Here is a 14,106-nt window from a genome sequence, read left to right on the forward strand (position 1 = left end):
TGACCGGCTTGGGGTGACGTCCGGGCCGGACAACAACGATGGGCGGCAATCGCGATGCCGTCGTCATCGGGGAGACCGGGTCGCTCCGTTCTCCTCCTTCGATTCATCAGGCATCCATATCGATGGCTTGCCGGTGAGTCAGTTCAACCATGAGGAAACCACCAAGATGAACAAGACCTATGCACTCGTATGGAACAGCGCGCAGCGATGCTGGACCGCGGTAGGGGAAACCGCACGCCGACGCGGCAAGGCAAGCGGCGGCAAGCATGCCGCCGTCGCCGCCGTCTCGCTGCTCGGTTTTGCCGCACTGCCCGCCTTCGCGCTGCCGTCCGGCGAATCGATCACGTCCGGCAAGGCCGACATCGTGCGCTCCGACGACGGCCGCACGATGAACATCAACCAGCATACCGACAAGCTCATCACGAACTGGCAGGACTTCGGCGTGGCGGGCGGTGAACGCCTGTCGTTCAACCAGCCGACCAGCCAGTCGCTTGCGCTGAACCGCGTGATCGGCGCCACCGGCAGCCGCATCGACGGCCAGATCTCCGCCAACGGCCGCGTGTTCCTCGTCAACCCGAACGGCGTGATGTTCGGCTCCGGCGCGCAAGTCAACGTCGGCGGGCTCGTTGCCTCCACCCAGAATCTGTCCGACGCAGACTTCCTAGCCGGCAACTATCGTTTCTCCGGTACGTCGACGCAATCCGTCGTCAACGACGGCACGATCACCGCCGCCGACGGCGGCAGCGTCGCGCTGCTCGGCGCGCGGGTCGCCAACAACGGCACGATCCAGGCGAAGCTCGGCAGCGTTGCGCTGGGCGCGGGCACCGCGTTCACCGTCAACTTCGACGGCAACGGCCTGCTGAACCTGCAGGTCGACAGCGGCGCGGTCGATGCGCAGGTATCCAACGGCGGCCTGCTGAAGGCCGACGGCGGCGCAGTGCTGATGACCGCGCGCGCGGCCGGCAACCTGCTCGATGCGGTGGTCAACAACACCGGCACGATCGAGGCGCGCGGCCTGAACGCGCATGGCGGCAAGATCACGCTCGACGGCGGCACCGTGAAGGTCGCCGGCAAGCTCGACGCGAGCGCGAGCGAAACCGGCGCGCCGGCCGGGTCGGTCACCACGCGCGGCGAACACGTCTACGTGGCGAACAACACGCAGGTCGACACGCGCGCGGGCAACGCCGCCGGTACGTGGACGATCGAGGCGGCCAACGCCAATATCGGCGAGGCCGACAAGACGCCGAAATCGCGCGGTTTCAACAACAATTCGGGCCTCTCGGGCAACAACGCGAAGGGCGACGGTAACGGCGACGTCAACATCGGCTTCGGCAAGGAAGGCGCGGGCACCAACGGCGGGAAACCGCTCGGCAACAACATTGGCGGATATCGAACCGCCGACGAATCGGCGATCAATGCGGATACGCTGTCGCGCAACCTCGACACGACGAACATCGCGTTGACGAACACGAAGGGCGACCTGACCGTGGGTGGCCCGGTCGCGTGGACGAGTGACAACGCGCTGACGCTGACCGCGAAGAACGGCAACGTGAACCTGAACAAGGCGGTGTCGGCCAGCGGTGAGCATGCGAGCCTGCTGCTGAACGCGGCGAACCGGATTCGCGTGAACGACGCCGTGAAACTCACGGGCGGCAACGCGCATCTCGAGCTGAATTCGAAGAACGGCCACACGTTCGCGAACGACAATGCGATCGTCACGCTGTCCGGCGACAACGCGTCGTTCAGCGCGAATGGCGAAGACTACAAGGTGCTGCACACGCTCGCCGATCTGCGCAACGTCGATGCGGATCTGGATGGCCGCTACGTGCTCGGCAACGGTATCGACGGCAAGCACACCAGCTTCACCAGCATCGGTGGCGAATACGGCTCGTTCTACGGCACGTTCAACGGCCTCGGCAACACGATCAGCCGCCTGAACGTCACCAACCCCGGCAGCGGAATGGTCGGCCTCTTCGCGATGAACTTCGGGCGCCTCGCGAACCTGTCGTTGAAGGACATCAGGACGACGGCACTGACCTATCGTTACGGCTTGCCGGTCTCCATCGGCACCCTGGCTGGCTGGAACTTCGGTGAAATCTCGAACGTGAAGGCGAGCGACGTCACCGTGTCCGCCAATGGCCGCGCGACTATCGGCGGCCTGGTCGGTGAAAACTTCAGCGGCACGATCGATCGCTCGAGCGTGAGCGGCCAGGTCGACGGCGATCGGGAAACCCTCGCGATCGGCGGGCTGGTCGGCGAAAACCACGCGATGACGTGGTCACCCGCTGCGAAGATCAGCAACAGCCACGCCAACGTCACTGTCCGCACCCCGCGCGGCAACAGCGTTGGCGGCCTCGTCGGCGTCAACAGCGGCGTGATCGAGCATTCGTCGAGCGCAGGCCGCGTCCTTGCCAACGGCAATGACATCAGTGTCGGCGGCCTGGTCGGCGTCAACCGGAAGGGGGGTGTCATCACCGGCTCGTCGTCGTCCGCCTTCGTGGCGGCCGGTCATGGCAACAACGCTGGCGGCCTCGTCGGCCTCAACGACGGCGACATCGACGTATCCCGCGCCGACGGCGACGTCGTGGCGGGCAATGCCGGCTCGACGGGCGGGCTCGTCGGGCAGAACCGCGGCCGCATCACGACTTCGCAGGCGAACGGCAACGTGAAGACCGGGGCATCCAGCCGCGCAGGCGGTCTGGTCGGTTTGAACGAGGGCGTCATCGCGCGTGCAACGGCTGCAGGCAGCGTGGTGACCGGGACGAACAGCAGCGCGGGCGGCCTCGTCGGCCGCAACGCCCGCACCGGCGACATCCAGGCATCGACCGCAAGCGGCAACGTGCAGGTCAACGGCCGGGGGGCGCTCGGTGGTCTCGTCGGCGTCAACGAAGGGGCCATCGACGCCTCCACGGCCGAAGGCATCGTCACCGCCGTCAATGGCGGTAACGCAGGCGGCCTCGTCGGGGAAAACGCCGGCAAGATCGCCAAATCCACTGCGTCGGGCAAAGTCGTTGGCAGCAACGGCAGCACCGTGGGCGGATTGGTCGGCGGCAATACCGGCTCGATCGCATCGTCGAGCGCATCCGGCAACGTGCAGGCCGGCTTCGACAGTGTCGCGGGCGGCCTTGTCGGTTTCAACAGGGGGAGCGTCGAGCGCTCGAGCGCATCCGGTAACGTCACGGCTGGCGCGAGAAGCACGGCTGGCGGCCTGATCGGCCATAACGCCGGAACCGTGCTGGCGTCGAGCGCGGCAGGCAACGTCGCGGCAGGCGGGCAATCCGACGTCGGTGGCCTGATCGGCCGCAGCGAAGGCGGCCGTGTGACGCAATCGAGCGCGTCGGGCGACGTGGAAGCCGGCGACAGCAGCATGGCCGGTGGTTTGATCGGCCGTGCCGGCGGTATCGTCGAAGCATCGAGCGCCAGCGGTTCGGTTCACGCTGGTGCGTACAGCCAGGTTGGCGGCCTCGTCGGGATCAACGTGGGTTCGATCGCCAAATCGTCGTCGAACGGCACCGTCTCCGGCGGCCGTTATTCGAACCTGGGCGGGCTGGTCGGCATCAACCTCGGCAGCGTCGAGCGTTCGACGACGAATAGCCGCCTCTCGCTCACCAACGCCGATACGCAGAACTACGGTGCGCTCGCTGGCATCAACTTCGGGGTGCTGAGCGGCAATCTCGCGAGTGACAAGAGTGTCGTGCTGGTCGGCAGCAACCGCGGTCTGTTGAAGGACTAAGCGGTTGGATGGACGGAGGCCGGCGTCGCGTGATGCGATGCCGGCCTCCGTACCATGCATGGGTCACGCCAAGCGGCGGACTCACGATTCGCTTGATGCATCCGGTCCCTTACATTTCGCGCGCCGGATGCAGACCGACAAGCAGGAACAACGCGTGATCCGACGATAGGCGGCCCGATCGCGGAATAGCACGTGACGACCGCAAGCGACACGTTGCGCGACACCGGCCGTTGCCTCGATCATTTTTACGCACGCCGGGCGGCAAATGATGCGCAGGCAGCCTGCATTGCCGAGTGCTTCCTGCTCATGCCTGTTCAACAAGGCGTGGGCCGGCAACACATCCGATGCGTCGACCAACGTGTCAACCAGACTACGCACCGACCCCGAGCTGGCGCCGCCCCAACGGCGTCCCTTCATCGGCAACCCGCGCCCGCGCAACGCAATGTAGATCTCATCGAGCAGCGTGCGCGTCAGGTCGCGCTCTAGCGGCAGAAGCCTGAATTTCGACAGCGCAGTCGCATCCGGCACATCCTTGATCGCCAAATCAATGCTCGCGACGACGGAAAATATAGTACTAGTCCTATACCTTTTAACGGTCACTTCAGAGATTGTCATATATCGCTCCGCGTCATTGATTTTTAAAATTTCACCCATTGATTCAACACTGATGTTTGTCGCTCTCCGGCAGAGACCAGTCCGGAGCAGATCCGAAATTGATGGCCGCGAGCACGGCGTAGCGGGGAGAAGCAACCATCCGTCTCCGAACATCAAGCGCGTTCGGTGAAATTCGGACTAACGAGAGCCCGGACGGATCGATACCATCGCCGCGCGAGATCGGAATCTTTCAGTTGCATCTATCCCGGTTGTCGACCAACGAGACCGTGCATCGGCTGAATAAGGGAAAACAAGCAGTCAGGGTACAGACGCCGAATGCGATGAAAAGCTCGGAACCGGGATTGATATCTCGCTGATCAAGTGCGCGATTTTTCTTTACCTGGATCGGTTATCCATACCTGGATTGCTTCACCAGGAAGCAACTGCTCAGGCGCCATTTAGAACCTCGACCCGAGTGTCGAGGCATTATTGACAGATTTCGAAGGGAGAACAAGAAAACAAATAAATCACTTAATTTAGTTATCCATAAATAATTCTCGGAAATCACCATGACGGGAAGTTTCCGCTGGATATTTTCTTTTTTATTAAAACTGAGCGAACTCGAAATGAAAAAAATTACGATGATGATGGCGGCAGCGGGTGTGGCATTCGTGGCGATGAACGCGGCTCACGCGGCAGACGGCACGATCAGCTTCAAGGGTGAGATCACTACGGCATCGTGCGCGATCACCGGCGGCAACGGCACGACCGTTGGCGGCGGCAAGGGTGCGCAGACGATCGACGTCAAGCTCGGCAAGGTGAGCGTGGACGCACTCGGCGGCACGAGCGGTAGCGGCATTGCAGCAGGTACGGCGATCAACCTGAGCCTCGATTGCGGCGCGACCGCCCAGGGCCTGACCACGGTCAAGGTTCGCTTCGACCCGACGGGTGGTTCGGGCGTGGACGGCGGCAACAACAAGCTGCTGAAGACGACGGGCACGGCCAAGGGCGTGGGCATCGGTATCTACTCCACCGACGGCACGCTGCTGAACCTGGGCGCCAACGAGACGTTCGACGCAGCGCTGGTCAAGGGCGGTACGGAAGATGTGCCGACCTACAAGGCCGACCTCGCGATGCGCGCCGGCTATGTGTTGAGCGGCAAGGCCGAGTCCGTCGTGGCCGGTACCGCGGACGGTACGCTGCCGTTCACGCTGACCTACGAGTAAATCAGCCTCTCCCCCTGGGCGGGGGAGCGATTCCCCGCCCGCAACCGGATTCCAATCCCTATGAAACGATTCTCCTTTGCCGGGCTGGCCCTGGCTGGCTCGCTGTTGTTCTCTTCCGGCGCCTCGTTCGCAGGCATCACGCTCGACGGAACCCGCGTCGTGCTGGCTGCGCCGGGCAAGGAAGCATCGCTCATGGTCCGGAACAAGGCAGCGGACGACGTCATGATCCAGACCTGGATGGATGTGAGCGATGGAGACGCGAAGGTGGACGTACCGTTCGCCATTACGCCGTCACTGACTCGCCTCGGTGGCGAGAAGCAGCAGACGCTGCGCATTCTCTATTACGGCCAGGGCTTGCCAGCCGATCGCGAGTCGGTGTTCTGGCTCAACGTGCAGGAAATTCCGCAGAAGGCCAAGGGCGACAACACGCTGCAGATCGCCGTGCGTCAGCGCATCAAGTTCTTCTACCGGCCCGCGGGTTTGCCGGGCAAGGTGGAGCAGGCCCCTGCGCAGCTTCGCTGGCGGCTCGTGCAGCGCGATGGCCGGGCGCAGCTCGAAGTGAACAACCCGTCGTCTTATTTCATTTCGCTGGCGTCGGTAAAAGTACAAAGCGGAGGTCGCAACTACAAAGCGGCAGCCGAGATGGTGGCGCCGTCCGCGACGCGCTACTTCGATGTGAAGGATCTGCCGGCCGGCGCCGCTGGCACAGGCGCGAAGGTCCATTTCGAATCGATCAACGATTACGGCGCGATCGAATCCCACGACAGCACCACGGCTGGTTGAGGCAACCGACTCGACACGTCGTATTCCTATTCATCTTCGTTACCCCGGGGCGCTGGCTTCGGGGAGGGGCGTGTTCGCGCTGCGAATGCTCAGGAGGTGATGCAAAAGAGAGAAAAAGGTATGGAAAACGTCAGGAAGGACGCCGATATTCATATGGCCGCTCAGATCGGTGTGCCGAGCCTCGCGTTGCTCGGGCTCGTGCTGTCTGCGTCGGGCCATGCCGCGGAATTCAACGATTCCTTCCTGCGTAAAGACGAAGGGCCGGTCGACCTGCGTTACTTCGAGAAAGGCAGCGCGGTCCAGCCGGGCAGCTACGACGTCGATGTCTACCTGAATCACACGCTGATCAAGCGCGGCAACGTGGCGTTTCTCGCGGACGCCGAGGGTGTGGTCAAGCCGCGAGTGACGCTCGGGATGCTGCGTGCGGCCGGTGTCAACATCGCGCGGCTCGAGAAGGACGGGCGCATGACCGCCGGCGCTGACGACGAGACGATCGTCGACATGGCGAGCGTAGTGGATGGCGCCACGGTGGAGTTCGAACCCAATACGCTGTCGCTGAACATCAGCTTTCCGCAGTTGTACGTGTCGCGCAAGTCGCGCGGCTACGTGGATCGATCGCTGTGGGACGATGGCGTTCCCGCGCTGTATAGCAGCTATCAGGTCAGCTACAGCCGCAACGACGGTCACGACTACAACAACGCGTATTACTTCGTCGGCCTGCGCAACGGCCTGAACGTCGGCGGCTGGCGGCTGCGCAACGAATCGACGCTCACCGGCAGCAAGGGCACCAAGAGCCGTTTCACCAGCAACCGCAGCTACGTGGAACGCGACATCCGCGGCCTGCGCAGCAAGGCGGCGGCCGGCGAGCTGTACACGTCGGGCGACATCTTCGACAGCGTGCGTTTCGTCGGCGCGCAGATCGGCACCGATCTCGGCATGCTGCCGGACAGTGAAGTCGGCTTCGCGCCGGTCGTGCGCGGCATCGCCGAAAGCAACGCGATCGTCGAGGTGCGGCAGAGCGGCTATGTGATCTATTCGACGCCGGTGCCGCCCGGCGCGTTCGAGATCACCGACATCTATCCGAGCGGCTCGAACGGCGACCTCGAGATCCGGATTACCGAGTCGGACGGGCGCGTGCGCACGTTTACGCAACCGTATTCGTACCTGCCGGTGATGGTGCGTCGCGGCAGCCTGCGCTATTCGTTCTCGGTCGGCCAATATCGCTCCACGGAGCAGGCGAAGCCGAAGCTTGCGCAGGGCACGATGATCTATGGCCTGTCCGACAACTTCACGGGCTACGGCGGCGTGCTCGCCGCGGACAACTACGTGGCGGCCAACCTCGGCGTCGGCATGAACACGCGCATCGGCGGCATGTCGCTGGACGTTACGCACAGCCGGTCGCGCACGTCGGCCGGCACGCGGCAAGGCCAGAGTGTGCGGTTCCTGTATTCGAAGACGTTCTATCCGACCAGCACGACGTTCACGATGGTCGGCTACCGCTATTCGACCGACGGCTACCGGACGCTGGCGCAACACGTCGAGGAACTCGATCGCACGTACAGCCCGCGCCTGATGCGCCAGAAAAGCCGCGTCGATCTGAACGTCAACCAGCCGCTGGCGAGCGGCTCGATGTATCTCGGCGTGGGCGACACGACGTACTGGAACGGCGAAGGCCGTAGCCGCCGTTTCCAGGTCGGTTACAGCAACAGCTACAAGAACATCAGCTACAGCGTGTCGGCGTCGCATACGCAGGAGTCGGGCGCGTTCGGGCGTCCGGACACGCAGTTCAACGTGTCGGTCAGCATTCCGCTGGGCAAGGCGTCCAGTTCGCATCGCGTCTATGCGAATGCGGTGTCGTCGACGAGCGGCGACTTCAACATGCAGACCGGCGTGTCGGGCTATCTGAACGAAGCCAACACGATCAACTACGGCGTGCAGGCGGGCTACAGCCGAAACGGTGGTGGCTCGGGCAGCGTCAACGCAGGCTGGGACACGCCGAATGCGAAGCTGACCGGCAATTTCGCGCAGGACCGCGTCGGGCGACATCTCGACGTGGGTGCGGCCGGTTCGGTGGTGTTGCACCGAGGCGGCATCACAACGGCGCAGCCGGTGGGCGAGACGTTCGCGGTGGTCGAGGTGCCGGGCGTGTCCGGCGCGACGTTCGGCTCGCCGACGATGCGCACCGACCGGCGCGGCTACGCGATCGTGCCGTATCTGCAACCGTATCGGCAGAACTGGCTGAACCTCGATCCGTCGAGCATCGGCACCGACACGGAAATCGCCGACAACGCGAAGAGCGTGGTGCCCACGCGCGGCGCGATCGTCTCGACGCGTTTCGAAGCGGAGTCGGGCCGTCGCGTGCAGTTCGAGCTGAGCAGTGACGAAGGCGCCAAGGTGCCGTTCGGCGCGCAGGCGTACGACGCGAAGGGCAAGTTGCTCGGCATGGTGGACAACCAGTCGCGCTTGCTGGTGTTCGGCATCGAGGACAAGGGCAGCATCGACGTGCGCTGGGGTGACAAGCAATGCACGATCGGCTATGCGCTGCCATTGAAGAACAAGGAACTGGCTTACGAGCGGCAGCCGGCGAGCTGCATGCGTGGCGACACGACTACCCGGGGCAAGTGACCGGTAGCGGATGTGAACCCGATGAATCCTTTTTTTGGAAATCCATAATGAGCACCCGTGCACTGCTGTTTTTCATTCTCGCAGCTTTTTCCGCATCGTCCCATGCGGCGGACTGCCTCCCGCCGCTCACGGGCAATCCAAATGTAACCTTTCCGTCGGCGGTGGTATCCGGTGCGCAAGACGCAAAGGTTCCAGGCACGGCCGTTTCTTTCAGCCTGACTGACATAATTGGAAGTGTCGGTGTCAATAAGACCGCGAACAGCCATACTTGCTACGATAGTTCAGGGATTGATGTAATGGCGACGGTGGATGGCACCGCGCCCCTGACTGACGTCGTTTATCAGCAAGACGGACAAAACCATGCGGTTTGGGAGACTGGCGTACCTGGCATCGGAGTCGCTTTTGCTGCCACGGTGGATTCTGCGCCAAGCATATGGATTCCTATCACTAGCGCAAGCCAGGATCTCGGATCGCTGAAAGATGCGCCTAACATACAGATCATGAAGATTGTGTTCAAGGCGACCTTGGTATTTACCGGACGGTTGAAGTCCGGGACCTACCCGGTGAATATAACGGGACTCAAACTGTCCTGGAGGGAGTCATCAACGGGAAAGCAACTGGGTAGCCGGGCCACCTCTGTCAAGGGAACCTTCACCGTTCAGACCTCCACATGCAAGCTGTCAAGCGGCGCGAACCAGTCGGTTGATTTGCCGAAAGTGTCCGCCTACCGAGTCGATGACGGGGGCGCCATGTCCCAGCCGTTCTCGATGGCCTTGCAATGTGGCACGGGCGTGAAAGTTTTCGCAACGATGACGGATGCGTCCAACCCGCTGAATACGACCGACGTACTGAGCCTGGGCAACGGCTCGAGCGCAAAGGGAGTCGGTGTCCGGATCTTCCGCGCGGATACCTCGGCTCCTGTGAGCTTCGGGCCGGATTCGTCGGCGAACGGGAATACCAACCAATGGTATGTCGGTACGGCCACGGCGCAGTCGGGGGGGAACGTCGGGCTGTCGTTCAAGGCCGGCTACGTGAAGACCGCGCCAACGGTAACGGCCGGCAATGTCAAGGCGCAGAGTACGATCACGTTCTCCTATCAATGACGGATGCTTCCCGTGCTCGGGAGTAGCGATGTCGGGACGCGTATCGGCCATGTCATGCGCGGCCGATGCGGTTGCGGTGCGGAGCATTTCCCGTTTGGGGATGCGACGACGAATGACGTGCCCGGGCACAACTGATATTCGCTCGAACTCGCGTGCCGTGATCGCTTTTGTCGGGTATAAATGCCTATCGAGTACAGGGCAACCCTGGTCTTTACCGGGCGGTTGAAAACCGGCAACTACTCGTTCAACATTCCGACGCTCGTGACACTTTGGACGGTGAGGACGCCGGGATTTCCGCAGGGCAATTCGCCCGTCGCGTTTAAAGGAGCGATCAACGTTCAAGCGTCGGCGTGCACGCTGACAAGCGGTGCGAACCAGTCGGTCGTTCTGCCGTCCGTGCCAGTCTATGAAGTCGACGACATGCGCACCGCGCCGTTCTCGATGGCCGTGCAGTGGCCCACGGGCACGAAGGTTTTCGCAACGATGACGGATGTGTCCGCGCCTCTGAATACGGCCAACGTGTTGAGCCTGGCCAATAGCTCGAGCGCAAAGGGCGTCGGCATCCAGATCTACCGCGAGGACACTTCGACTCCGGTGAGTTTTGGGCCGGATTCGCCGCTGAAAGGGAACCTCAATCAGTGGTATGTCGGCACCGCCACCGAGCAAACGGGCGGGCGAGTCGGGCTGTCATTCACGGCCGGTTATGTGAAGACCCAGCCAAAGATCACGCCCGGCACGGTCAATGCACAAAGTACGATCACGTTCTCGTATCAATGATGCGTTCGTTCGGCATCCGAAACACTCACACTCATTTGTGTCCGGAATTTCCGGAGCAGATCGCAGATTTCCGAAGTTACGCGGCCACTTCTCCGACAGGGCGATGCCCGTTGCGGCGAAACTGAAGCTGTGCCCGGCACCCACTCGCCTCGCTAACCGTCGATCCGTTCCAGCGCACGCTCCATCGTGCATCGGAAGTCCGGCCAGCGCAGTTTGAACGCCTCTACGCCGTCAGCATCCATGACTGCTTCCATCATCGCGCATGCATCGCGCGCAGCGTCGTCTCCAGCCAGCGCGAAGCCGCCGCGCATCGAATGGAGCTCCACCCTGAGCGAATCCGTGTCGTCGCCGGACAATGCCGCTTCGATCGCAGCCAGCGAGCGTAACGTGGCGTCGCGCAACGTCCGCCGGATTTCATCGGTCATCGCCGGCCCGGCCTCGCGTGCCTCACGCTCCGCCGCGTCAGCCGCCATTCCACCGTGCCCGCCCTGCCGCCGCAGCGCCGCACCAAGACTGTCGATCGACAACGGCTTGAGCACGACCTCGGCCACACCGACCTGCGCGCAGCGGCGCCGGTCTTCATCGGTCGCATGCGCGGTCATTGCGATTACCGGTACCTGCGCGCCTTGTTCGCGCAGGAAATTCGCCAATGCAAAGCCGTCGAGCTGCGGCATGCTCAAATCGGTCAGCACAACGTCGAACGGGTGTTCGAAATACGCGCGCATCGCTTCGGCGCCGTTCTCGACGATCGTCGCGTCATGACCGAGCGCATCGAGCTGATCCCGCAGCAGCGCGCGGCTGGCCGGGTGATCCTCGGCCACCAGCACGCGCAGCGGCTCCACGTCATCCTGCTGGCCCGGCGTTTGCGCGGCGTGTGCCGCATCCGGTTCGGGCTCGGTACCCCGCCAGCCAGCCGACGCGTCGGGCAGCAGCAGTTTCGCCACGAACGTCGAGCCTTCGCCCACCCGGCTGTCGACCGTCAGCTCGCCCTGCATCAGCCGCGCAATGCGGCGGCACAGCGGCAAGCCGAGCCCGGTGCCGCCGAAACGGCGATAGATCGACGCGTCGGCCTGCATGTAGACGTCGAACAGCGTCGGCAACGCGTCGTCGGGAATGCCGACGCCCGTGTCGCGCACGGCAATCTCGACGCAACCGGCGCTCGCGTCGCCGCGCGCGAGCCGCGCGTCGATCGCGACGGATCCATGTTCCGTGAACTTGATCGCATTGCCGACAAGGTTCGACACGAGCTGGCGCAAACGCGTCGGGTCACCGACATATCCGTCGGCCAGCTCCGTCGCGACATGGCATTCGAGCGCGAGCCCCTTCGCCTCCGCGAGCGGCCGGAAGATCGCCGCGATGTCCCGCAGCACGCGCCGCAGATCGAACGGCATGTGCTCCAGCGCCATCTGGTTCGATTCCGCCTTCGACAGGTCGAGCACATCGTTGATCACGCGCAGCAGCGCATCCGACGATGACACGATCGTCTTCAGGCGGCGCCGCTCGACCGCCGGCAGGTCGGCGCGCTCCATCAGCTCCAGGTTGCCGACGATCGCGTTGAGCGGCGTGCGGATCTCGTGGCTCATCGTCGCGAGGAACGTCGACTTCGCCTTGTTCGCGTCGTCCGCGGCCACGCGCGCTTCGCGCAGCTTGTCTTCGGTCAGCTTGCGCGCCGTGATGTCGGTCAGCGTGCAGAGCAGCACGTCGACGCCGCGGAACCTGGTGCGGACGATGTGCGCCGCGAGATAGGTCATGCCCCGATCGGCACGCTCGATCGCCAGCTCCTGCTGCATCACGAAGCGCCGCTCCTTCGTGCTGGCCGGATGCCGCTCACGATACGCGTGCCAGATGCGCTTGCCGAGCGAAAGCCCCGATACACCGTCGTCGTACGCAAGCGCGGCATCGTTGCGCACCATCGTTTCGCCGTCGGCTGCCGACAGCAACAGCAAGCCGGCCGGCGCGGTGCGGATCAAGGTCCGGTTGAACGCCTCGCTTTCGATCAGCCGGATCGCGCGCCGGTTCGCAGGGCGCAGCGCGCGGCGATCGAACATCACGATCGTGATCCACAGCGCGGCGATCGCGAGCAGCGCGGCCGCCAGTGTCACGCTCACGCCGACGGCGGTCGCCCTCACCACGCTGCGCCACGAAAAGGTCGTCATCAGGGCGAGGCCGGAAGCGGGCAAACGGTCGCTGATGACGAACCGCGTGCCGACCCGCTGCACGACGACATGCCCACCGGATGAAGCACGCGTGTCGTTCATCGCGCGTTCGATCATCGCCGGATCGCGCTGCCGCCCGACAACGATCCTGCCGCGCGCATCCACGACCGCCACGTCCTCGTCGTCGGAGCGCGGCGACATGATGTCGTCGAGACGGAACAGGCCGTTGAACACGAGCCATCCGAACGGACGACCGGCCGTATCGTCGAGCCGTCGCGCGAACCGCACGACGGAGCGACCGACGAGCGGGTCGTAGCGACGGTCGAGCATGAACGTGCGGCCCTGCAACTCGGGCTTCTGCGTCGCCGCGCCGGTCGGCATCAGGCCCGCGATCAGCGCCGGCAAGTCGGTATCGGGGGGGAGCGTTCGGGCGCGCGCGACGATTCCCGCGCCCACTACGCCAAGAAACGGGCCATCGAGCCCGATCAGGTAGCCACCGATCGGCTCGGTGTTCGCCGGACGCGCCGGATAGCGCGAGCTTTGATCGACTTGCCCGAGCATGGCGCCGATATAACGTGCATAGGACTCGGCCGGCCGGTTCGGCATGATCCCGGCCATCGCGAAGACCGGCGCCCAGCCGGTGATGTTGCTAACCACCAGCCTGCCGTGTTCCGCCGCGAAGGACCGGAGCATTTCCGGCGGCGGTTGCACACCCTGGTTCCAGAGCTGCTCCGTCTGCATGCCATACGTCGTAAGCGCCCGGTCTGCCGTCTGCAGGCTCGCGTAGAACTGCGCTTCCCGCTGCAGAAAGGTCGACCGCTCCCGTGCCACGCTGTCCTGCACATCGAGCCGGACGACCAGCGCCGCACAAACGAGAATGAACGCCGTGACCGCGCTCCCGCCGCCGTACAGCAGCACTTGCTGCTGCCGCCGGACCCTGCCCGGATCGAAGGGCTTGCGGCCTACCGCTGCCGCGTGCGCGAGAAGTCGTTTCAGTTTTGCGGGCATGGATCGTTATGGTTGGTACCGGCCAGGAAAACCGCGGCGAATACGCACGCATGCGGTACACCGCGCACAGCCAGCCGATACGCAGATGCCGGGAAGCCGGA

At 63.8% G+C, this 14,106-nt stretch carries 7 protein-coding genes and 1 pseudogene; 6 read left to right on the forward strand and 2 right to left on the reverse strand.

Translation table 11 applies throughout. The features are described 5' to 3' along the window. The first annotated feature begins 166 nt into the window (after positions 1 to 166). Positions 167 to 3,733: a GLUG motif-containing protein gene (locus tag BDI24065_RS01900; RefSeq protein WP_175029764.1), complete on the forward strand. Its 3,567-nt coding sequence runs from the start codon at positions 167 to 169 to the stop codon at positions 3,731 to 3,733. Between the two features lie 279 nt (positions 3,734 to 4,012). Here BDI24065_RS01900 and BDI24065_RS40945 read toward each other — a convergent pair. Further along, positions 4,013 to 4,288: pseudogene (locus tag BDI24065_RS40945) on the reverse strand (IS5/IS1182 family transposase); the annotation flags it as partial. A 608-nt stretch (positions 4,289 to 4,896) separates the two neighbouring features. Here BDI24065_RS40945 and BDI24065_RS01910 point away from each other — a divergent pair. The 5 genes from BDI24065_RS01910 to BDI24065_RS01930 all read left to right on the forward strand — a co-directional run bounded on the left by BDI24065_RS01910 (position 4,897) and on the right by BDI24065_RS01930 (position 10,841). Then, the gene (locus BDI24065_RS01910) at positions 4,897 to 5,553 is read left to right on the forward strand and encodes a fimbrial protein (protein WP_254609650.1); all 657 of its coding nucleotides are present in this window, start codon (positions 4,897 to 4,899) and stop codon (positions 5,551 to 5,553) included. Between the two features lie 60 nt (positions 5,554 to 5,613). Next, positions 5,614 to 6,336: a fimbrial biogenesis chaperone gene (locus BDI24065_RS01915; RefSeq protein WP_175029766.1), complete on the forward strand. Its 723-nt coding sequence runs from the start codon at positions 5,614 to 5,616 to the stop codon at positions 6,334 to 6,336. A gap of 153 nt (positions 6,337 to 6,489) precedes the next feature. Further along, positions 6,490 to 8,961 carry a fimbria/pilus outer membrane usher protein gene (locus BDI24065_RS01920; RefSeq protein WP_254609651.1) on the forward strand — a complete coding sequence of 824 codons (2,472 nt, stop codon included), beginning with the start codon at positions 6,490 to 6,492 and terminating at the stop codon, positions 8,959 to 8,961. A gap of 47 nt (positions 8,962 to 9,008) precedes the next feature. Continuing rightward, complete coding sequence (locus BDI24065_RS01925; RefSeq protein ID WP_175029768.1) at positions 9,009 to 10,064, forward strand: fimbrial protein; 1,056 nt, start codon at positions 9,009 to 9,011, stop codon at positions 10,062 to 10,064. Positions 10,065 to 10,244: 180 nt separating this feature from the next. Then, complete coding sequence (locus BDI24065_RS01930) at positions 10,245 to 10,841, forward strand: fimbrial protein (protein ID WP_175029769.1); 597 nt, start codon at positions 10,245 to 10,247, stop codon at positions 10,839 to 10,841. Between the two features lie 152 nt (positions 10,842 to 10,993). Here the strand turns inward: BDI24065_RS01930 and BDI24065_RS01935 are convergent, their stop codons facing one another. Then, positions 10,994 to 14,005, reverse strand: coding sequence for an ATP-binding protein (locus BDI24065_RS01935; RefSeq protein ID WP_175029770.1), 3,012 nt, complete (start codon positions 14,003 to 14,005; stop codon positions 10,994 to 10,996). Positions 14,006 to 14,106: the final 101 nt, after the last annotated feature.

The sequence above is a fragment of the Burkholderia lata genome (assembly GCF_902499025.1).
Classification (GTDB): domain Bacteria; phylum Pseudomonadota; class Gammaproteobacteria; order Burkholderiales; family Burkholderiaceae; genus Burkholderia; species Burkholderia lata_C.